Below are 21919 nucleotides of genomic sequence, written 5' to 3'. Positions count from 1 at the left end.
TTCAAGAAAGGTGCGCAACGCCGTTCGTTGCAGTAACTCTCTGGAGACGCTGATGACATGCAACGATCAAAAGCTAAATGAGTTGCGGCGGCGAATTCCAGTGTTCCGTTGTATTGACGGATGTCACGACTGTTGCGGGCCGGTGACGGCGTCCTCAGAAGAAATGGCGAGGCTTCCGATCAAGACCGAAGCCGAACATGCGGCAGCCCTGGCCGAATGGACCTGTCCGCACCTAGGGCCCGGCGGCTGTCAAGAGTATGGTGAGCGGCCGCTGATCTGTCGACTGTTCGGGACGACGCTTCGACTTGCCTGTCCCAATGGCTGCCGCCCCGAGCAGATGATCGACGAACAGACCGAACGCGAAGTCCATGCCTTCCTTCGACAAACCCGACAAGTGCTGGTCTGACGCCCATGATCGACCTCTCGCCGGCCGAGCGCGCAGCGTTCCTCGTATTGTTGAAGCGACCGCCGCTGTTCAAGTGGGAGCGAGAAGCGCTTACCGAGCGGGTGTTGGCAAGCCTGGAGAAGAAGGGGCTGATTCTCCGTGGCGAGCAGGAGTGGCGGGTTACGGAGCAGGGACGGCGCCGAGCGGAATCGGCACGCAAGCCGCGATAGACCGAGCGGATCGATGCGCGCGCGACCACCTAGGCAAGTGAGCCGAGTCATGAGCTGCGACGTCACCTACCATCCATTCAATTCGAGCGAGATGCGGAGTCTTTACTTCGCGAATCTGGATGATCCCTGGGCCTATTTGCGTCTGGGGCGGCAGTTCAATCTAGAACCTCCCGTCATTGACGCGCTCGGACGGGCTCTGACGAGAGCCGGCCAGCTTCCTGCGGATGTTCCGTTTCATGAGGGGCACGGCCACTGTCTCGCGATACTCGCCGGTTTCGTGCGTAAGTATTGGTACTTGCATGGTCGCGCCTTCTCGCACGTCCTCAGCGCCCACCCGGAGTTTCGTCGCTACGTGACGCACTGGAGGAGTTTGCTGCCGCCAGCTCATGCGGAATCGGTGCACAGCGACGGCATCCTGCACAACGGGCGCTGCGGTGTGTTTATGGGTGAGGACCAGTTGCGCCAGCTGTCCGCCGATTACATAACTCGGACCGAGACGCGCGCCGTCCTGAACGAGACATTTCAGCACAATCTGCCTGTGTTCTGGTAAGCCGTTGATTTCGCGATAGAGAATGGTTTCGGCCTGATTGAAGCTGCAGGTTTGGTCTGTCCGCATCCCTTCGACCCTGACGATACAAAGTCGATGCTACCGCTAGGGCACTGTGAGTTGGACGGCGTCCGGCTATACATCAACGCAGCTACGGGCCAGCGACGACAGGGGGAGTGATGGAGTCGACTCCCGTGTGCTTGATGTGGAAAGGAGCCACCACGTGGCATGCAAGGTGTGTGGTGCGATGCGCGCGCGATGAGGTTGCCGTGTAAGGACGGCTCGCAGCGGAAGCAAACGAACGGGCAGACCCGAACAAAGCACACTTTCCATGATTGCGTCAGCGCGCCCCGCAGGCGCATTTTTCCCATACTTCACGTCGGATCGCGTCCTCTCAGTGCGATCCCTCCCCTATGCGCCCGGTTCCTCACCGGGCGCTTTTTTTTGGATGGCCATGACCCTACGAACTGGCGTTGCAGGTGATTACTACGATTTCCTCAACGTCCTGCAAGCGGCGCTGTGCGCCGAAGGGCACGTTTGGGGCCTGCTCTACGTCGGCGTTGGCAACGGCACCTTGACGGGTACGGACGGCGCGGCAGGCGGTTATCGGGGCGGACCCGCCAGCGTCGCTGAAGGCTTTACGATCACGGCGCTCGATGCCAACCGGTTCCAGGTGGTCGGCTCTGTCGCGGTCGACCTGGGAGTCGCGCAAGTCGGTCAACCGTTCGAATCCGAGCGTTTGCGTTTCCGCATCAACGCGGGCTCTACGCCGTTCGCCGCGGGTGACTGCTTTACCCTGAACACCTCGCCGCCCTGGACACTGCTGCGCCGCATCGGCGTGCGCAATCCCACCTTCCACTCCGGCAGCTTCAGCAACCTGGGCAACCTCTTCGACGGCACGGTCGACACCTTCGGCTCGTGCCCTGTCGCCAATCTTCCGGCAACCGCCGGCATCGAAATGATCGGCCCGACGGCCATACGGGCAATCACGTTGGGCGTCGCCGACGCGATCAATCGCGGTGTATCGACCTTCGAGCTGCAAAGCTCGGTCGAAGGCTCGACCTGGACGAAGGTGCAGGAGTGGACGGGCGTGCGCTGGATCTCGAATCGGGCGCGTCAGACCTTCGTGGTGACGGGCAATCGACCGGCGGCTCGATGCTGGCGAGTCCTGTTCACTGCAGCGAACGGTGGCACCACTCTGGATTGCAGCGAACTGTCGTTCCAGACCGATCTCAACGCCGACTTCGAGCTCGAGGATCGGGCGCAGTGGATCGTCCGCGCTCCCGGCCTCGACGGTCGCAAGGCAATCTTCATCGGCGCCGAACTCTACGAAGACCCCGCGCGCGCGGCCTACAACCTCAACTGGTACGGCTTCCGCTTCCACAACCCGCTCCTGGGGGTGCGTTCGCAGGTCAACAACAGCGGACTGCGGAACCTGCCGCTGCGCGACGGCCCGTTCGGCTACTGGCTGGCGATCAACGGCCAGCGGGTGGTCATCGTGGCCAAGATCGGTACGGTTTATATGTCCGCCTACCTCGGATTCGGGTTGCCTTACGAACCGCCCTCCGTGCACGAGTTCCCGATGCTGGTGGGCGCCTGCGGCAGCAACGAAGCGGGGACGCCGGATGCGACCGACGCGAACTTTCGCGCCTTCTTCGACCCCGGTCGGTACGGCCTGGTGGCGTACTACCCCGACAACGTCTGGCGGGCCCACGCCAATCGCCACCAAGTCAGCAACGATAACGGCGACAACGAGACGCAGGGGAAGGTCTATCCCAGTGCGATGTCGACGGATGGCGCTCGTGCCTGGCTGCGGGAGGATCTTGATGGGTCCGCGCCGCTACTGCCGCTGATCCTGCAACACCTCAACGTACATCACCACTGGGGCGAGTTCGACGGCTGCGCCTGGACCACCGGGTTCAACACACCTTCGGAGTCCCTGATCGATCGCGACGGTACTCAGTGGATGGTGGTCCAGAACACCTTTCGGACTTCTCCCGACAACTACTTCGCCGTGCGGATGGACTGATGGCTTACCTCACCAGCGCCGCGAACGATCCGAACGAGTTGCTCGACAAGCTGCGGTTGTTTGCGCCTTCGGCCGGTTGGGCAGTCGACGGATTTCGCGATCGCACCGCGGCAACCGGGAAGGCCCTGAGCCTGCACGCCGGTAGCTTGTATGCGACCTGGATGTCGCAAACCACGGGTGGCGACGGCAACAATCCGTCGCCGTTCTTCCTCGGCTTTGGGCATACCGGCTACGCCGCCAATGCCAATCCCGATGTCCAAAACGAAGCGAGCCTGCCGGTCTGGACCAACTTCGTACAGGGCCCCTACAGCGCGGTGTACTTCTTTGGCGGTAGTGGCACCTCGCCCTATCTGCATGTCGTCGTGGAAACGCAGGCCGGTACTTTTAAGCACTTTGGCACCGGGCGCCTCGTGACGCAGGGTGCCGTAAATACGGGTCAGTACGTCTACGGGAGCCAGTGGTACTACCACAACGCCTACATCGACAGTCCCAACGCCGGACAGCACAGCGTCGCTTTCGACGACACCTTCGCCAATTACGTCTCGCCGAGTACCCGGGTACGAGCCGACTACGATGGCATCGCCCCGCGCTGGCATGCGGTTCCGACCGACAACAACGACTCGCGGCGCTTGGTGTGCGGATGGCGATCCGCGATCTCCCCGTTGGGCTTGCCGCAGCGGACCGGGCACAGCATGCTGACCGGGCGCGCACCGGGCTACCCGCTTTGGTGCGCGGTGCCAAGAGGCGCCGGCCTATTCTCCGGTATCGGCCATCCGCCAGATCTGCGCTTCATTCGCCTGGACAGCTACGCGCCTGGTGAGGAGGTATCGCTGGGCACCGACCGCTGGAAGGTATTTCCAGTGCACCGCAAGAACGGACCCGTCGGCACCCCGACCAGTGGCATCTACGGCTACGCCTACCGCATCAACGAGTAACCCCTCATGCTTTGGCACGGCCTGTGGCCCCTGACATTCAGTGGCCGGCCGGACTATGCCGAACAGCCGAAGGCCTGGGACGGCTCGCCGTCGATGGCGTTGGCAAGTACCGCAGATAGCGGGGAGCTCGCGTATGGCGTGCCGCCCGTCGTCGCCGATCGGCGATCGGGTGCGTGGCAGCCGATGTTTGGCGACGATTTCTACGATCGTATCCACGCCGCACCGCAAACGCTCAACCTGGGCAACGTCAGCAGCGTCCAGCAACGAGCCATCCGGGTCTGGAACGCGTTCCGCGCCCGCGCCTTGATGCTGGCCGACGCGTCGCTGACGGGGGGCGAAGGCATTGTGCTGACGGCGCCCGGCGCAACCCCTCTGTCGTTCCCGCCGCTATCGGAACAGGTATGGCAGGTCGCGGTCGGCACCGACGGCCCGCCGGTCATCGCGGCCACCTTGGCGTTCCAGTTCGCTGGCTTCGAGCTGATCCCGGTGGTCATCACCGGCCAACGCATCGTGGCCTGGGCGTTCACCCCGGACTGGTCGCGCGGCGTCCTGGAACGCCTGGCGTGGAAGACCGACATCCTGACCAGCCCGACGCAGGTCGAGCAGCGCCGGGGGCTGCGCTCCACGCCGCGGCGCTCTTTCGAGGCCACGATGATCGTGGACGGACGCGAGCGGGTTCTGCTGGACCTGGTCGTGTTCGGTTGGGGCGGCCGGACCTGGGCCCTGCCGATCTGGCCCGACGTCCAGTGGTTGTCGGGCGACCACGCGCTTGGCGTCCGGGTCATCGCCTGCGAGCCGAGCCATCGGGACTTTCGCGTCGGTGGTCTAGTGCAACTGCGGGGACGCACCGCCTTCGATGTCGAGGTCGCCGAAGTCGAGAGCATCGGCCCCGCGTCGATCACGCTGCGCCATCCGACCATCAAGGCTTGGCCGCGCGGCACTCGGCTCTATCCGGTGCGTACGGCCCGTCTGGCCGAACCGCCCAAAGTGATGCGCCTCAGCGATCAGGCCGCTTCGGTCACCGCCCGGTTCGAAGTAGCCGAGGACTGCGAGTGGCCGGCCATCAAGGATGCGCCAACCTACCGCGGCCATCCGGTCTTGGTCGACCGGCCCGATGAGTCCGAGGCGTCGTCGTCGGGATGGCAACGCGCCTTACTGACTTTAGACAACGAGTTCGGGCGCCCGTTCGTCTTGGACCCGGCGGACTGGGCCGCGGTCGTGCAGAGCCATCGCTGGCGCATGCACGGCCGGGCCGAACGCGCCCACGCCCGGTCCTGGCTCTACACCCTGCGTGGACGCCAACAGGCCGTCTGGCGGCCGACACACGCCGACGACCTGGCCTTGGTCGCCAACGTGGCCGCCACCGCCACGGCGCTCGACGTCGCCAACGTAGGGTTGAGCCGGTTCGCTGGCATGCGGCCGGGGCGCCGCGATCTGCGGATCGAACTGAAGAGCGGCCAGGCCTTCCATCGCCGGATCACGGCCGCGGCGGCGATCGACGACGACATCGAGCGATTGACGATGGATGAGGCACTCGGGGTGGACGTTCGTCCGCACGGGGTCCACCGCATCAGCTTTCTGGTCCTCTCCCGCGGCGACGGTGACGAGGCCGAAATCGAGCACCACACCGACAGCGACGGCGCCGCCGACGCTTCCCTTGTTCTTCGCGCTGTGCGCGACTCCGACAGCGACGACAACGGCCCCGCATCGGCATGACCTTTGAACAGTTGGAACGGTCGACTGCCGCGGGCAACCCACGGCGGCTGTACGAGTTCGTGCGCGGCGCGAAGCGTTGGCGCTACACCGGTGGCGACCGCGACTTCCAGCTCGATAGCCAGAGCTATCGGGCGGTGGCCGTTCGCGACGACGGCATCCGCCAATCCGGGCACACCGCCAGCGACGTGCTCACGATCACGGCGCCCGGCGATTTCGAGGTGGCCCGCCTGTACCGCGGTTTGCCGCCGTCCACCGAAGTCGCCGTCATCGTCCGGGACGTCCACGAAGGCGATGGCGACGCGCGTGTGGTCTGGATGGGTCGGGTGGCGGGCGTCAATCGCCCTTCGCTGGAAAGCACCGAAGTCCGCTGCCAATCGCTCGATGCCGCCCTCGGACAACCGGGGTTGCGTCTGGCTTGGACGCGCGGCTGTCCGTACACGCTGTACGACCGCAACTGTGGGGTGAATCCACAGGTGCATCGGGTCGCTGCTGCGCTGACCAGCGTCGCCGGCAACCTCGTCGCTGCTGGCGAGTTCGGCCAATACCCGGACGGCTGGTTTGCGGGCGGCTTCCTGGCCTGGGACCTCGGCGAGGCAGGCCTGGAGCGGCGCGGTATCCGATCGCACCAAGGCGAGCGCCTGACCTTGCTCGGTGCCGGCGACGGCCTGCGCAGCGGCCAGACGGTTTGGGCCTATCCGGGCTGCGGCCGATCGATGGCGATCTGCCACAGCAAGTTCAACAACGCCCCGAACTACGGCGGCGTGCCCGGACTGCCCGGCAAGTCGCCGTTCGACGGCACGCCAATCTTCTGATCCTCGGAACTGCATGAACATCTGGGTCCAACTCGCGATCTGGGTCGTGAGCTATTTCGTTTCGGCGGCCGCACGGCCGAAGCCGCCGCAGCCCAAGCCGGCCGCGTTCGGCGACTTCCAATTCCCCCAGAGCACCGAGGGCACGCCGCAGGCTGTGGTCTTCGGCGATGTCTGGACGAGCGACTGGATGGTGCTTGGTGTCGGCCAGTACCGCACCCAGCCGATCAAGCAAAAGGGCGGCAAGAAGTGATCGTGACCTTGGCTCACCTGCGTCGTGTTCCTGCCTTCGGAGCCCGGCCAGGCTTCTGCGCACAAGGCGCACGCGACTGGTTCGTCTACCACGGCCTGGACTGGAGCGCGTTCGTACGCGACGGCATCGACGCAGAGGTGATCGAAGCCACTGGCGACGCCCTGGGCTTGCACCTGGTCGCGTTCGCGCGCGCGGAGGTTGAGCGTGGGCAGCAGTAAGAAGCAGACCGTAGGCCATCGTTATCTGTTCGGCTTGCACATGGGGTTATCCCGCGGACCGCTGGACGAGTTGGTGGAGATCCGGGTCGGCGACCGCGAGGCCTGGAAAGGCTCGATCACCAAGAGCGGCCGGATCTTCATCAACAAGCCCGACCTGTTTGGTGGCGACAAGGGCGAAGGCGGCATCAAGGGCTGGCTCGATGTGCTGATGGGGGAGGCCGCCGAGGCAGTGCTGCCGGCGCTGGGCGCGTTGCACGGCATTCCTACGCCTGCGTTCCGCAACGTCACCACCCAATACTTCGACGGCCAGATCACGGCCAACAACCCGTACCCGAAGCCGTGGAAGATGCGTACGCGTCGTGCCCTGGCCGGCTGGGATGGGGCGCCGTGGTATCCAGAGAAGGCGGTCATCTGGCTGGCCAACGGAGCCATCCGGGCCATGAACCCGGCGCACATCCTGGTCGAATGCCTGACCAACCGCGACTGGGGACGGGGCCTGGACCGCGGCGTGCTGGACGAAGCCAGCTATCGCCGGGCGGCAGACACCCTGCATGCCGAGGGGTTCGGCCTGTGCCTGCGCTGGAGCCGTCAGTCCTCGATCAGTGAGTTCATGCAGGTCGTCATCGACCACATTGGAGCGGCGCAATACACCGATCGTTCGACCGGGCGGTCGATGCTGAAGCTGCTGCGGGACGACTATCGAGTCGACGACCTGCCGGTGTTCGACTACGAGTCCGGCCTATTGGCGATCGAAGAAGACGAAGGATCGGCGCAGGACGGCGCGATCAATCAGCTGATCATCGGCTGGTACGACCCGATCACCGACGAAGAGCGTCAGGTCCGGGTGCAGGACCTGGCCGGCATCCAAGCGACCGGCGGCGTCGCCTCCGGCACCACCGACTACAAAGGGCTACCGACGGCCGATCTCGCGGCCCGGGTCGGCATGCGTGACCTGACGGTGGCTTGCTCCGGGTTGAAGCGTTTGAAGCTGCGCTTCGACCGCCGCGGCGGCGTACTGGCGCCGGGCAGCGTGTTCCGCATCCGCGATCCGTTTCGAGGCCTGGACAACCTAGTCCTCCGCGCCGGCACCTACGATGACGGCAAACTCGCCGAGGGCGCGATCATCGTGTCTGCGGTGCAGGATGTGTTCGGACTGCCTGCGACGACCTATGTGGAACCGCAGCCGCCGCTCTGGATGCCGCCGGATCGCAATCCGCAGCCGTCGCCGAACCGTCGGTTGATGGAGGCCAGTTACCGGGATTTGGCCACAACGCTTAACGCCGCGGCGCTCGCTGCGGTCCCGCTCGATGCCGGTGCTGTCCTGGCCGTAGCCGAACAGGCGAGCGGCTTGGCATTGAACTACCTGCTGATTACCCGTGTGGGCAACGGCGAGTTCCTAGAGGCCGGTGTTGGGGATTGGTGTCCGACCGCGGCGCTCGCCGACCCGATGGACCCGACCACCGCGACGGTGCAGCTGGCGTCCGGCCGTGGGCTGGATCAGGTAGCCGCAGGCACTGCCGCTCTGATCGAGGACGAGGTCGTCCGCGTCGTGGCGGTCGACCCGCAAGGACAGACGGCGACCTTTGCACGCGGCTGCGCCGACACCGTGCCTGTGCTGCACGCGGTCGGCGCACGCATCTGGTTCTATGACGACTATGCGGCCAGCGATCCGACCGAATACAGCGTTGGCGAGACGGTGCAGGCCAAGCTGCTGACGCGGACGTCCAGCGCGGTGCTCGATCCGGCACTGGCGCCGATCGATGGCATCAAGCTGATCCAGAGGCAGGCCCGGCCTTACCCACCGGGGGATTTGAAGCTCAACGGCCAGCGATACCCGGCGTCGGTCGAGGGCGACCTGGCCGTGACTTGGGCGCACCGCGATCGTCGGCTACAGGTCGACCAACTGGTCGACCACGGCCAAGGATCTATCGGCCCAGAGGCCGGCACGGTCTACGTGCTGCGACTACTCGATGCCATCGCCGGCACGGTGCTGGACAGTCCGGCGGCCATCACCGGCACCAGCCACATCACATCGCTCAGGGGCGTCTTTCGCTTACGCACCGAGATCGGCTCAACCCGCGACGGGTTTACGAGCTGGCAAAAAGCGACCCACACCTTCGACTTCAAGAATGGACTGCTGCGCACGGAGACCGGCGACGAGCTGATTTCCGAGACTGGCGACTACCTACTCATCGAGTAATTATGGCGAATCAGAAATTATCCCAGTTGCCGGCGGCAAGCGCATTGAACGGCACCGAGATACTGCCCGTTGTGCAAGGCGGACAAACACGCAGCACAACAACAGCTACGGTTGCCGACCTGCGTAAGGGCGCCTGGCAGACGCCGACGCTCAACGCACCGTGGACGAACTATGGAGATGTTTTTGCCTTGGCCGGCTACCGCCGAGATGCCGGGCGTGTGCAACTTCGAGGGCTGGTGAAGGCAGGGAGTGGGGGCACCGTTGTCTTCGTGCTGCCCGCAGGGTTCCGCCCACCTGCACAGCAGATCTATACGGCTGTGAGCGATTCGAGCGTTCCGGCACGTGTCGACGTGAGAACAAATGGCGAAGTACTGGTATCGCAGCCGGCCGCAGGTGTGCTCGGCTGGCTCTCCCTGGACGGCGTCGGCTTCTTTGCTGACCCTTAGCTTAGTCAGATGCAGTCAACCCATGTGCAGTTCTTCCAGCAAGCTGTCGATTAGTGACCCCACCGAGCCGTCCTCAAGTGAGTCTGGATCAACTGTGGCGTTCCAGATCTTCTTCTGCACATTCTGCCGATTGAACCGAAAGCGCCTCTGTGATGCCTGATGTCCGAGAACACTCAGAAGTCCGTCTTGAGAAAGAGAGAACCCAAGTGCAGGCGGGCCGGAAGCCGCTGATACCCCTTCAACGGTTGCCAGCAGCAGCTCTCGAAATTTCTGGCGTATCGCCAAGAACACCGGCTCGTCGAGATTGCTGTGGAGCGTTCCAATTCGAGCGCAAATTGACTCAAGTGCAAGTTCGACCTGAATAGTCTCGCTTCCGAAACGCGGAAGCCCGGGGGACACTTCCATCAGGCTCCAGTCATCCACATTCGTAATGCCACCGAAGTCGCAAATCCTTCCGTCCATCGCCCAGTTAGAGCTAAGCATCCCGCCCAGAAAGCAGCGGTGGTAGTACGCATGGCCAGCTTGCATAGCGCAGTTGTCAGCGAAGCGACGCAGACTTCCAATCTGGCCTAGCAGTTCCGTCATCTGTCGAGTGCGTCTAGCGTCGGCAAACTGCGCGCTTAAACGATCACCTCCCACGGGTGTAAACATCGGGGCGCGTTGCATATGCGCAGGGCGGTAGAACGACGGGCGAATAACGAGAGCTCTGCGGCGATCTGGGGACTGGAGCGTGAAGGAAGCGTCGACGCCGGTGTCGATGATGGCTACAACGGGGACGCTTCCGACGGGAAACTCCCTATGAATCAGTTCGCCGACGAGTGATTCTCTGACCGCTTCCTCAAGCCACATGCATCCGTGATTGTGCAGCCAATCCGCGTGCCGGCCGACTAGCGGGGTCGGACCAATGCCCTTCACTTGGAACCCCCCTGAGATTCCAACGCGCCCACTTCCACCGTGAGGAGTTAGGGCATCGTCTCCATACCGGTCGGCATAGAAAGTCTTCCGCTGAGACAGGTACTGGGTTGGGAGGTCGCCGGGGAGTGGAACTAAGTAGGCAAACTCGTCCAGCAGCCAAGCCTTGACTAAACACCAATCTAGATTAGCTGCGGGCGTCATCAGGGTCTCAGAAAACCAACGACGGTTGATCCAAATAATCCGAGGGGCGGCGATGCGTAACGTTTCAAATGGACAGCATAAAGCAGCCGCACATGAAGTCAGATCAGGTCCTTGTTGTGCCATTCTAGCTTGCAGACGATAGCTACTCATCGATGCCACGGCTCATCGCGCGTTGTGCACACAGGCGAGCGAAAGCCCCAGTGCGTCGTCGGTGGAAGTAGATGGGTGCGTCGGGGCGCAATTCTCCTAGCGCACGTTTCGCGACGTTGCGCGCATAACCGGGCAGAGTCAGAAAGTCTCTGATCCAGAAGTACGGGCCTTCAGTCCACTCGCTCAACTTCAGGATGTACTGATTGTCGACTGATAAGCGACGATGCACATCTTCTGCGAGGTGTGCCCAAGTGACGTATCCGACAGGCCGCCCACTGCCGTCGTAATAGATTCGGTACTGTTCAACGAGGATCGCGGGCTCAATGTAGAGTCGGACCGCTACGAGCGGATACCGCCCGTAGAGAGGACTGCGGGCCATCAGATGGACCATCTCGCCGATCGCTTGGGATTGAACAAGGCGTTGCGGGTTGGGCCCAGACATCAAGCTTCTCCTGTCCGCCGAACGGCGGCAACGGATATAGCGGATGGATACAATGCCCACACAAGAAGGATGCCGGAATGGACGAAAGGCACCTTCAAGGCAATAGACGCGCCGAACAGGGCGATGGCCGCTGTGCTCGCAAGTGCAACGCCTGGAACACTCCAAATCGACTGCGCATCGGCGTCTTGCGCCGCCGCCGTTTGCCATTCCAAAAGGTTCTTTCCGCTAATTGCGGAGGCGCTGGCCTGAATAGCCGCACATGCAACGACCCAACTTTGTGACCAGCATCCAGCCAGCCGGACTGTTAGCGCAGAAAGAAGCCCAAAAACGTCGCGAGCTGCCTTCGAGACTGCCCCGTGTATGACATACCCAAGCATTCGGCGTACCGTCTGTACGGTGGGCCATACTCCTATGAAGGTCACTGCGCAGAAGATGGTCCGCGACGAGCCCGGAGCTTGGAACGCCCATGCCAATAGCGCAATAGACAATGCGCCAGGAAGCGCCATGCCGCAAAGCTGCATCTTAACTGTGTGTCCGAAGGAGGTTCTGCTCAGAGCGGAGCGAACTGTTTGGCGCCGTGAGGCCCAGAAGATCTGATAGTTCTGAATGTCTCCGCGGGTCCACCGGTGTACGCGTCGGAGCAGGCTGGCGGGGTTGCGAGGAAAGGACTCACTTATCAGAGATCCGCCCTCATAGGCGCACCGAAGTAGTGCTCCCTCGATCGTGTCGTGACTGAGGATGCAACCTTCGGGCAGGTATCGCGACGCACGCTGGAATGCTCGGACGTCGTACATTCCTTTGCCGGGATACTGCGTTCGGCTAACCCAATCGAACAGAAAGTTGCGGGACGATGCGACTGGAGCACACTCACTCGCGACAGGTCCACAGAACGCGCTAGCAATCCGCCAGTGTGTCAAGCTACTAGGTCGCGTGGAGAAGCGCGGCACCACTATTGCATAGCCTCCGACAATGCTCCCAGAATCCCAGCGCGGCTCATTGAGTGGATGAGCGAGCACGCCAGCCAACCGCTGAACGCAGTCGCGTGAGAGACGGGAGTCCTCATCGAGGCTCAGAACGTATCGTGCGCCGACGAGTTCGTCGAGATCCCCTGTCACGACATCGAGCGCAGACTTCTCCCCAAGGATAATGCTATTGAGCTGGAGAAGCTTCCCACGCTTGCGCTCCCAGCCGATCCATCTGCCATCGATGAGCTGAGTTCGCGATCTATGGAGAAGGTTGATGGCGAGTCCATTCCTTCGCAACTGATCTACGCGCTTCTCCAAGTAAGCGCGCAGGGCGGCTTCGCGATGTGACTCCTCTCGAACTCCTGAGTCTGGATGATCCGAAAGGAGCGCCATGGAGACGTTCTCGTCCGCGGCTGAAGAGAGGTTCCACACAGCGTTCTCGATGACATGATCCAGCTGACTTTCAGATACCAGGACGACGGGCACAGCCAGCACGACACGACAGCTTTCGGGAAGGCCACTCTCGACGAAATCCAGCCTAATCCTCGGCGCAGGTTCGATGATGCTCCCAACTATAAACTCGATTAAGGGGGCGCTTGCGACGAACGCAAGTAGTAGTAGCGAGCCGAAAGTAGCGACAGAGACGAGAGTGTGTAGTGATTCAGGGAGTCCGAATGCGCTGGTGACTCCGATTGCTAAGAGTAGACAGGAGGCCTTGTAGACTATGAGCTTTAAGTTAAGAAGTTGATCGGATTGATTAGGCCAGTTGTGAAATCCGCGCCGATTCGAAAGAGCTATGCGATACGCTGACTTTGTATCCTCTGACATAGTTCCTAGGTCGGATTTCCAGTGCGTCGGGGTACGGCCGTCGATGGGGTAGAGCAAGTCCATATATCTGCTTGGGCGCAAGCTCGTCGAAACGATCAGCGCATCAATTGTGGCTTGTATCTGCTCCGCCGACGCCGAACGTTTGAGCTGAGCGGCGAGAGTGAGGAGGCCGGCTTGCTCGTACGCGAACTGGGACAACGCACATTGTCGATATGTCAGTCTACTTCTTAGCGCGCGGACAGACTGGGCGAAGTCGAGAATGCTCGATGCCGGCGATGACTTCCAATGCTTTCGGGCAAGATGTGCGATGCGATGCTTTTTTGGGCGAAAGAGATCGCCGATACAGATGGCACGCGCTGCACCCTGGCTGAGCGCGGACATCAGCGCCGCCAGTACGCTCCCAAACTCCAGAATTCTTGAGTCTTCCGCGCGAAGACATCTGTCGATTGCCCTGTGATATCGCGGAGATCGCCACGTAACTTTTCGGATCATGCAGGGACATCCTGTCAAAACGCCGAGCAGTCACGCTGCTCGGCGATGGGGCTTTACGGACACTGGTTCAGATTTGCCTTGTATCGGAGGAGCGCCTTGACCGCGTAGCCTTCGGCTTCCTTCTCCCCGACGATGCCACGCCCGTGCGCGGACTCGTGTGCCGTTACCAGAAGCGCATGCTGAAACGGCGTCATGTTGGTTTGCATCGGCGGATGCTCGATGCCAGTGTCGGGATCGATATAGGGCCCCGTGCTGTTGCTGGCGCTGAGCCCATGGGCATAGATGTAAATGGCGTTGTGCGCAGAATCCGACTGTCCGTAGAGCGGGTCGCTGTTTGCCGGCGGGTCGTTGGCTGGCTTGTGAACTACATCTCCTGTCGTGCGGTCCTTGAAGGCCCAGTCGTTCACGTAGCTGAGCGTGGAGCTGCCTGGGACGCCCATACCAGGAGATGCCTTATCGAGCTCACATCGGACATCGTTCATGTCTGGAATGCCGCGCCATTCAATCGCGTAGAATGCCCCCGCTCCGGAGTAGCAGTAACTCCCGTCCTCGTTGTATGACGGACCCGCCCAGCTACTTCCAGCGTACGGATTTGACGTACTCGAGTCTCTGAAGCTCCGCGACGTCACCGTCACAGTGGGCATGGTCGCGGCTACGCCGCCATCCCCAGCGAATATCTCGTCGAGCTCGTGCATGGCTAGTGTTCTCATTCTTTCTTCTCCTTCGAAGTGTGTGAACTGCGCGGCACGCGACTTTCAAGGGGCAATCATGCTTTCGATGAGCAAAGCGATCCCCAACCGCGGCGGGTCGATGCCCGCGCAGACTAGACTTACGTCTTGAGTTCGTGTTCAGTTCAAAAAGTGGCTATTGCCCCTGAGTAGGGACTCACATAGATTGATCTCCGTTTTCTCCGAGGTGGACTAGAAGTCCCTACACAGCGCCTGGCGGCCGTGCGTATAGGGACCGCTTCGCGCGAAGTGGGTTCGGAAGAGTGTTTCCGCCCTCGCTTCTGCACTCTTGCGATCGGCGGGTGTGAGGTTGCGCCCCAGGTCCGTCACGATTGTTTGTAGATCTGCCTTTTCTTGGCCTTCGGAACCCAGTTCCATGAGCTTGGTGTAGAGCAAGGCCAGGACGGGGTCCGGCGAAGTCAGGTGGGTGTACGGGCTCCCCGCACGGCGCGTTGAATTAATCGAAGCGGCGAGCGATGCCATTGTCCAATCGCCAGCGGCGATACCTTGTTCAATCAACTTGGGGACGGCTTGGCGGTAGCGGGGGTCGTCCGGCGGCGGAGCATCCCCGTTCTGTTCGCGGTAGCTGCCGGCTACGTAGCAAGTAGCCGCTGCGCTGTTTCCGCGCTGCGCGAGGTCAAGCAGGAAGTCCCCGACTGGCACAGTTCTCGCGGCGACGTCGGCGGAGCACTCAGCCTGCGCTTTGCGTAGGTTGTCACGTTGGACAGGCGAGAGCGCCGCCTCCGGGTTCGCTGCAGAAGGACCTGCCATCGCCTTTGCTGTCGCGCGGAATCTGTCAGCCTGACGGCAAGCGAAAGCAGCCCGGACGATTGTTCTCTTACGCTCATCGTCGATGGTACCTAGGTCTTCGGCTTTGCCGGAGGGTGTGGGCAGCGACTCTCCAGCCGCCGAAACGCCGGCGGCCGCTTCATTCGACCGAGCGGCGGAGCTCGGCTCCAACGGGGCTACTTGCTCAGGACGCCTAGAGAACATCCAGGCGGCGACGAGAACGGCCGCCGCCGCGATAGAGATTACAAGTACCTTCCGCATTTAACTTGCTCCTGTTGTTGCGTTATGGGATGACTCAATAGCTAACGATAAACTGGTGTCAACTGGTCTTGGAGCTGCAGCCAGGAGTTGTCCGTCGCGAAGAGCCAGAACGTGGTCAGCTAAACGAACCGACTCAACGCGATGCGCAATAGAAACGCGAGTTACTTTCATGTGCTTAATGCTGTCGAGGATTGCAGCTTCGGTTGTGGGGTCGAGGTGGCTAGTCGCCTCATCGGTTAGCAGAATGCTCGGGTTTCGATAGAGAGCACGAGCAAGGAGAATCCGTTGGCGCTGCCCGCCGGACAAGGTCGACCCCATGTCCCCAATCAACGTTTCGAAGCGCATGGGCATAAGTTGGATATCGCTGTATATCGCAGCTAACATCGCGCATTGGACAACTCGATCCTTATTAGGATTTACGTCGAAGAACGAAATGTTATCTGCGATTGAGCCGGAAAAGAGCGCGTCATCTTGCAATACGACTCCCATCATGGAGCGGGCCGTCGTCTTGCCAAGCTGACGCAGGTCGATGCCGCCAATGAGAATCGAGCCTTCGAGTGGATCAAGGAGGCCTGCGATTAACTTGGCTACAGTACTTTTGCCAACTCCAGATGGGCCGACCACACAGACTGAGGTGCCCGTAGGGAAGGTGACGGAGCAGTCCTTTAGTATCCAGCGATCCTTGTCGGAATACCGAAACGATACGTTGCGAAACTCAATTGAAAATTCCGTAGGCTGTATGCGGCTGTCCCCGTGAAGATGCCGTTCGATCGGCTCGGATGTAATGTCCGAGATACGTTCGCCGTGCATTTGCATCATCTTCAGGTCGACCACGAAGTCGATCAAGCTGCTCGCACGTGCAGCAAACTTGTCCGAGTAGGCGATGAAGGCCACGAGCATGCCGGCACTGAAATTCCCGCTGAATGCAAATATCGATCCGAGAACGAGGAGGCAGATCCGCAATAGCCCGAAGAGGAGCGTGTTAGCGGTTCCAAAGGTCAGGTGTATCGATTCGAGGACCGCTCTAGCCCCCAGCGTCCTTGTCATCGCTGCTGCATAACGAGAGGTCTGTGCACTTTGGCGGTTTGCGAGACGCAAGGCAGTGACACCTCGTACCGATTCCAGAAACGTGCTTTGCTGTTTTGCGGATGTCGTGATCTCACTCGTATTAAGTCGGTTCAAGGTGCTGTAGGAGGCATGCCTAAGCACCCCGTAGACAATGACGAAGATGCAGACAACTAATGTCAATTGGGGGCTATAGAGGAACATGACCCCGAGCGTGAGAATGCTTACCGCAGCATCCAAGACTACCTCAGCCACGCGAGTGGTCAGCGTTCGCTGCACGGCCGAAACAGAATCGAATCTAGAAACGATGTCGCCAAGGTGTCGCGAACTGAAATAGGCGTCCGGAAGGCGTATCAAATGTGAATAGACGCTACTGACCCAATGAAAGCTCAGCTGCTGGCCGAGGGAGGTCATTGCCCAGGAGCGGGCCGCTGAGAGCACGGCCTGGATTATCATTAGTAGTGCGAATGAAGCGCCGACGATCATTACGAGGTTGGTGTCCCCGGTCGGAAGTACCTTGTCCACAATGGTCTGCATCAAGAGCGGCGATGCGAGACCAAGCAGTTCGACGAGGACTGCGAGGGCCACGATTTCACTGACTGCCCGCCGTAGACCAAGGGTCCTGCCGGCGAAATCGGCCAGACGCACCCTGGTCTTCGTCACATTTCGTGAAAAGTTGCTGGTTGGGGTAACAGAGAACGCAACACCGGTGAATCGGTCGGATAGCTGCTGGCGGCTGACTTTGATCGGGCCGCATGCTGGGTCGATGACCCTCGCATGCCGGCCATTGAACTCAGTAAGAACTACGCAATGATTCAAGTCGAAGTGGAGGATTGCGGGCAGTTGCAGCTTTCCGAGTTCCTCTAGATCAAGCCGGTAGCCCGTAGCTTGAAGCTGCATCTGAAACGCGGCCTCAACCAATGCGCTTCCGTTCATGCCACGCTGGGATAGCCCGACGCGAGTCCTTAGCTCCCTCAGGCTCTGCGTGGCGCCATGGTACTCGGCGATCATAGCGAGGCAAACCAATCCACATTCAGACGATTGCGTCTGCATGATCGGCCGCACTTTGCGTCTCCAGCCAAATCGGACGCCAAATGCGTTGTCCGGCTGCGGCGAATTGTCAGCGGCCATTGTTACCTTCCTTGGTGAATAGCCTCATTAGCTTAACAGTCGATTTACTCGTTACTGCTCGGATTGACATGCCGGCACGCAGGCGATGGGCTTGCTTAGTAGTCGCGAGATCATCAAGACGGAGTACTACGTCAAATCGGGTCCCTGCAGGCGGCGGTCGTGCTTCTCCGGCTGATTCGGATACGCACAGGACCTTACCGCGTGCGATCGCGTCGGATAGGGCTGGAAATTGAACAGCTAGTGTCCGTCCTTCCTGCAGGTGCGCGAGTTGAAGCTCATCAACTACTAGGACCCCAACTAAATCGCGCTGATCGGGGGCGCCGCACGGTGACGCCGTCGCGTACTGGATGCGTCCATCTGCGTAGGTGGTCTTCTTGTACGAATAGCAGTTCAGAAGGAGCACCAGGCCCGTAAGCAGTGGAAGACTTACGCCGGCAAGAACGAACACGCCCCACGGACGGGCAATTCGAGCCCGGGCCAGCCCTTCTGTGCTCGCGGCCTTGATCGACTCGCTGCGAAATAGCTCTTCGGAGTGGGTCACGTTCTTCACTACCGGTTCCATCGAGTGCTCCAAGTTGCCGCTAAGTCGATCCTGCCGTACTGGCAGCTCACTGGCTGAGAATCCCGCCGGTCCAGTAGGAGCGAGCGATCCATGCTACCAATGCGAACGCTGCTCTCGGCCTCCATGACCTGCCGGTGAAAGAGATCAGACATCGCCCTTTCCTCCTTGTCGTGCCGCGTCCCCGCTGCCTCCAAGCCGGCGCCGGCATCGAGCCTCTTGACGCACGACGGACACCGACCTTGGGGCCGTAATGCCGACTCGGACTTCGCCCGGGAAGCGTGGCGTCAGCAGGCGGACCTCGACGTTATCCCGAATCATCAGCGCCTGCCCTGGACGGCGAGTGAGGACGACAATCGAAGCTACGTTCTTGGCGCTCATAGGCGAGCGTGAACTAGGCCGTACACATCACAGGCCTCGCGCAGCAGACGACTGCTGCCGCTCTCGGTCTCCACACAGAACTCAAGTAGCTCGTGCGGCAGCATGTACGCGACGACTGATTCGAGCGCGCCATAGAGAGCGGGTGCTCGCACTTCCGTAGGCAATCCGGTGTCGAGGTGGCGCTGACGGGCGCGGGCGCGCGCAGCGGCGATGCACGTTGCCCTGGATGCAAAACGAACGTGCTCGTCATCGCCGTTGACGGAGACCCGCCAGTTCAGAGATCCGCGGCATACGGCGTCGAAGTGCACGACCCTTGTGCTTACCATCCCTCGTACTCCTTGAGAACGCCAATTCGACGTGCAAATCCTTCGCCGACCCATTGCGGGTGATATGTGCGCTCCAACATCTGATCCGGATGCATGAAGAGGCCACGAGCTTCACGCTCGGCTGTGTTGCATAGCGCAGGAAATACCGCCCAAAAGGTAGGGTCCACAATTTCGTGACTTGGTAGGGTCAGCCAGGCGTGCAAGCTGACGCGAGCCCCCGGGGCAATGCCGGTACGCAACATCTGCTCCAAGCCTTCAATGGGTGTGTGGCAAAGTCGCCGTCCATCCTGGTAGACGTAGCCCAAGGTGAAGGCGATGCGGACGCGCAGCTGGGCCTCCAGCATTCCGCGCACCATGGCCGTCACGCCGTACCGCTCGGCTGCGATGACGTCTTCGCGCAGCCGTCCTAAGCCGTAATCCCTGAGCCGCCGAGTGGATTCGATTGCTTCGACCGAAGCGAACCGCATCGGGAGTGGCTCAAAGCGAGGCGGATTAAGTCCCCAGAGGACGGCACGCGCACGCGCCGCCTCGAACTTGGCTTCATAGACTCCAGTAGCGCTCTCCGGCGAACGCTTGGCCTTCTTGAACAGCCGGCCTAGCCAGTTTGGCAGATTGGGGGGCATATACGTTGGTGACTGGAATTGAGACACAAAGCCCTCCTGACCGCCCCTGTCGGGACGGTACGGCTGAGGTCGGGTTGGAAGGGGGGCGGGCTTAAACGGGTCGGGAAGTCCGAGTCCGCGTCAACATTCGACTCTGCTTCGGTCAGACCGAGATTCTGCAGGCAGGGTGTAGGTGGCGAACGTTCTCGATCTCGCGCCGGATGGCTCTTCGCGAAGCGATTTGGCTAGCCGCTTGAGCTGCAGATACCAGCATATGGATACTGAAGATTGCGATCAGCTCGGGAAGCGCGTAGGCAGACCCTATAGCGAAGAGCACTGACGACATCACCGCCGCAACTACCCAGGCCCAGAGCGCTCCTCTGGCCAAGTGATCAACTCGGCACCTGAGCCATCGGACCTCAATGACTTCGGCAGTTCCCCAACGATCATGGAGAAACTGCCTCAGCTCCGACACATACCTTCGTTGAGCTACGGCAAGCCAGACGTGAAGGACAACCACCGCTAACCAAAGAATCGCAGCGAGCCCAGCCAAGGACGGCAGTGATAGAGTCACGGCGAGATGGAGCAGGCTGAGCAATAGCGCGATGCTGAGTGTAGAGGCCAGGGCAAGACGTTCGTGCGTCCTATCGTCACTCGACCAGGCCGCGACTTCGTTTTGAACGGGAATCGTGTTCATTCGGTACTCCGATCACCTGCTGCGCGCCGGCAAGCTACAGCCGCTGTAATGAACGCGGCATTCGGCGCCATTGCTCCCTCTTTTGCAGCCAGCGAGGCTGTCTTGCTGAGCTGACGTCTCGTCTGGCGCTCTCGCCGTTGTAGAGGTGACGTCGCTGCTTGCTAGGGCAATGCATTGATCCCTGTAAGTCATGTACACGGCACACTTCGTTCCGCCACGCGCTTTACAGTCCGCCACAGCCGACTTCTCGGCCCTCTTCTTGCTTGACTCGTTTGCACTTGATCCGAAGCTGCCCGCGCCGTCATCTGCGAGGGCACCCCACCGACTACTCCACTGCCTTGCAGGCGTGTTCGACGGAATCGGGCCACAACTGGCCATGGACTGGGCCGACCCCATCGGCGCCGTAGCGTTGTAGGGCATCTCGCCCGGCGGACACCCGCCCTCCGCGCGCACAGCGGTGGCGAGGATGAGGATCAAGCACGCTGGGACCAACTGGACTGCTCGCATGGCTATTAACCCCTGTCCTTCTTCTTAATCTCGTTGGAATGTTGCGGAGTGGAGTCGCTCATGGCTACCCGGATTGGCGGGCGCTGGACCTCGTCTCGGGTTTGCTGCGGAGCCGGCGGAAGCGGGTTACTCGCTGTGTTGGCGGTCGTCCCGGAAGCCCCATACTTCCCGAATGCCGAGTTGGACATGACGCTACCGATCTGGCCCTGGAAAAAGACGGCAGCCATCGGCGGGACGGCGATGATGACCACGGTCAAGATCATTCCCACACTTCCTTGCTGCATGGCCTGATTGCTGATGCCCTCGGTGCTGAGCCCGGGGATATTCACGAGCTTGCTGAGCCACATAAAAGTAGCGATACGGACCGTCAGATCAAGAAGCAGATTCGCCACGAGACTTAGCATGGCCAGAGAAAATAGCGTGCCTAACCCATACTTAAGCCAGGTGGTGAACATTCCCTTTGTTGCAGGGAATGCCAAGGCAAAGATGAAGAGGGGCCCCAAACCAATCCAGAGGTTGATCGCGAACGTCCATAGCAGCAGCATACAGCCGGCTGCGATGGCGGGACTCGCAGAGCCGATCGTTGCCCAGGTTTTCGCAGATCGCTTCTCCTCAATGAGCTCAGGATCAGGCTCAAGAAGCTGAACACCGTCAATAGCCGTCATGGCGACCTGGACGACGGCGAGGGACCTGTCGATGCTGCTCGCTGTGGATTCGTTTTCCTTGCCGGTGACCAGATAGTGGACGGCTTTGTCCATGTCCTTCGTGAGGAAGGAGTTGAGCGGGATGCTGTTGACCGCCATCGTGGTGGCGATGCCGAAGATCAAGGCGATCCGTGTTCCCTGAAGGACCAGCCCCATCATCGACTCGCGGGCTCCGCTGAGGATGCGGTAGCCCTGGAAAAGTAACCAGAGCGTCACCAGGCTGAGCCCGATGCCGCCGACGAACGCCATCGATCGCCCCATGAGGGCGAGACCAAAGTCCTCGACACGAGACGTAATCCACCCGCTGACGAGCCGGAACAGGGCATAGTCAGCTAGGCCGCTTTGCGAGGACGGCGAAAGCCAACTGAGTACGTCGGTGGGCAGTTGCAGGAAGTCCATTTCTGTTTA

General features: G+C 61.1%; 21 protein-coding genes. 11 read left to right on the top strand and 10 right to left on the bottom strand.

The annotated features are described in order from the left end of the window. Positions 1-52: 52 nt before the first annotated feature. The 11 genes from AC6CH2_RS07450 (at position 53) to AC6CH2_RS07400 (ending at position 9768) form a co-directional block, all read left to right on the top strand. Complete coding sequence (locus tag AC6CH2_RS07450; protein WP_498268671.1) at positions 53-406, top strand: YkgJ family cysteine cluster protein; 354 nt, start codon at positions 53-55, stop codon at positions 404-406. A 5-nt stretch (positions 407-411) separates the two neighbouring features. Next, positions 412-615, top strand: a complete 204-nt coding sequence (locus AC6CH2_RS07445) for a hypothetical protein (RefSeq protein ID WP_498268670.1) — start codon at positions 412-414, stop codon at positions 613-615. A gap of 49 nt (positions 616-664) precedes the next feature. Next, the gene (locus AC6CH2_RS07440; RefSeq protein ID WP_498268669.1) at positions 665-1165 is read left to right on the top strand and encodes a hypothetical protein; all 501 of its coding nucleotides are present in this window, start codon (positions 665-667) and stop codon (positions 1163-1165) included. 451 nt (positions 1166-1616) lie between these two features. Continuing rightward, on the top strand, positions 1617-3191 hold the full coding sequence (locus AC6CH2_RS07435; protein WP_498268668.1) for a hypothetical protein: 1575 nt from the start codon (positions 1617-1619) through the stop codon (positions 3189-3191). Continuing rightward, on the top strand, positions 3191-4126 hold the full coding sequence (locus tag AC6CH2_RS07430; RefSeq protein WP_498268667.1) for a hypothetical protein: 936 nt from the start codon (positions 3191-3193) through the stop codon (positions 4124-4126). The genes AC6CH2_RS07435 and AC6CH2_RS07430 overlap by 1 nt, the downstream gene beginning before the upstream one ends. Before the next feature lie 6 nt (positions 4127-4132). Continuing rightward, positions 4133-5842 carry a hypothetical protein gene (locus AC6CH2_RS07425; protein ID WP_498268666.1) on the top strand — a complete coding sequence of 570 codons (1710 nt, stop codon included), beginning with the start codon at positions 4133-4135 and terminating at the stop codon, positions 5840-5842. Continuing rightward, entirely contained in the window at positions 5839-6654 is an 816-nt protein-coding gene (locus AC6CH2_RS07420) for a phage/gene transfer agent baseplate hub protein (RefSeq protein WP_498268665.1), read from the top strand. The genes AC6CH2_RS07425 and AC6CH2_RS07420 overlap by 4 nt, the downstream gene beginning before the upstream one ends. A gap of 13 nt (positions 6655-6667) precedes the next feature. After that, complete coding sequence (locus AC6CH2_RS07415) at positions 6668-6904, top strand: hypothetical protein (protein ID WP_408951504.1); 237 nt, start codon at positions 6668-6670, stop codon at positions 6902-6904. Positions 6905-6906: 2 nt separating this feature from the next. Next, the gene (locus tag AC6CH2_RS07410; RefSeq protein WP_498268664.1) at positions 6907-7122 is read left to right on the top strand and encodes a hypothetical protein; all 216 of its coding nucleotides are present in this window, start codon (positions 6907-6909) and stop codon (positions 7120-7122) included. After that, positions 7109-9322: a phage tail protein gene (locus tag AC6CH2_RS07405; RefSeq protein WP_498268663.1), complete on the top strand. Its 2214-nt coding sequence runs from the start codon at positions 7109-7111 to the stop codon at positions 9320-9322. The genes AC6CH2_RS07410 and AC6CH2_RS07405 overlap by 14 nt, the downstream gene beginning before the upstream one ends. Before the next feature lie 2 nt (positions 9323-9324). Then, entirely contained in the window at positions 9325-9768 is a 444-nt protein-coding gene (locus tag AC6CH2_RS07400; protein WP_498268662.1) for a hypothetical protein, read from the top strand. Positions 9769-9783: 15 nt separating this feature from the next. Here the strand turns inward: AC6CH2_RS07400 and AC6CH2_RS07395 are convergent, their stop codons facing one another. From AC6CH2_RS07395 to AC6CH2_RS07350, 10 genes are all read right to left on the bottom strand, one after another. Then, positions 9784-10617 (bottom strand): hypothetical protein, encoded by an 834-nt coding sequence (locus AC6CH2_RS07395; protein ID WP_498268661.1) that lies wholly within the window; start codon positions 10615-10617, stop codon positions 9784-9786. Between the two features lie 409 nt (positions 10618-11026). After that, complete coding sequence (locus AC6CH2_RS07390; RefSeq protein WP_498268660.1) at positions 11027-11476, bottom strand: toxin-activating lysine-acyltransferase; 450 nt, start codon at positions 11474-11476, stop codon at positions 11027-11029. Positions 11477-13814: 2338 nt separating this feature from the next. Continuing rightward, positions 13815-14471 (bottom strand): hypothetical protein, encoded by a 657-nt coding sequence (locus tag AC6CH2_RS07385; RefSeq protein ID WP_498268659.1) that lies wholly within the window; start codon positions 14469-14471, stop codon positions 13815-13817. A 210-nt stretch (positions 14472-14681) separates the two neighbouring features. Beyond that, on the bottom strand, positions 14682-15539 hold the full coding sequence (locus AC6CH2_RS07380; protein ID WP_498268658.1) for a hypothetical protein: 858 nt from the start codon (positions 15537-15539) through the stop codon (positions 14682-14684). Continuing rightward, a complete protein-coding gene (locus AC6CH2_RS07375; protein WP_498268657.1) occupies positions 15540-17735 on the bottom strand; it encodes a peptidase domain-containing ABC transporter in 2196 nt (731 codons plus the stop codon). Beyond that, positions 17725-18285, bottom strand: a complete 561-nt coding sequence (locus AC6CH2_RS07370; RefSeq protein ID WP_498268656.1) for a hypothetical protein — start codon at positions 18283-18285, stop codon at positions 17725-17727. The genes AC6CH2_RS07375 and AC6CH2_RS07370 overlap by 11 nt, the downstream gene beginning before the upstream one ends. A gap of 156 nt (positions 18286-18441) precedes the next feature. Then, on the bottom strand, positions 18442-18675 hold the full coding sequence (locus AC6CH2_RS07365) for a carbon storage regulator (protein ID WP_498268655.1): 234 nt from the start codon (positions 18673-18675) through the stop codon (positions 18442-18444). 319 nt (positions 18676-18994) lie between these two features. Then, complete coding sequence (locus AC6CH2_RS07360) at positions 18995-19651, bottom strand: hypothetical protein (protein ID WP_498268654.1); 657 nt, start codon at positions 19649-19651, stop codon at positions 18995-18997. A 661-nt stretch (positions 19652-20312) separates the two neighbouring features. Further along, the gene (locus AC6CH2_RS07355; RefSeq protein ID WP_498269098.1) at positions 20313-20678 is read right to left on the bottom strand and encodes a DUF4189 domain-containing protein; all 366 of its coding nucleotides are present in this window, start codon (positions 20676-20678) and stop codon (positions 20313-20315) included. 134 nt (positions 20679-20812) lie between these two features. After that, complete coding sequence (locus AC6CH2_RS07350; protein WP_498268653.1) at positions 20813-21910, bottom strand: TrbL/VirB6 family protein; 1098 nt, start codon at positions 21908-21910, stop codon at positions 20813-20815. Positions 21911-21919: the final 9 nt, after the last annotated feature.

Source organism: Lysobacter sp. GQ73, from assembly GCF_059758755.1.
Note: the sequence above shows the minus strand (reverse complement) of the source record. Positions and strands in the feature narration are given on the sequence as shown.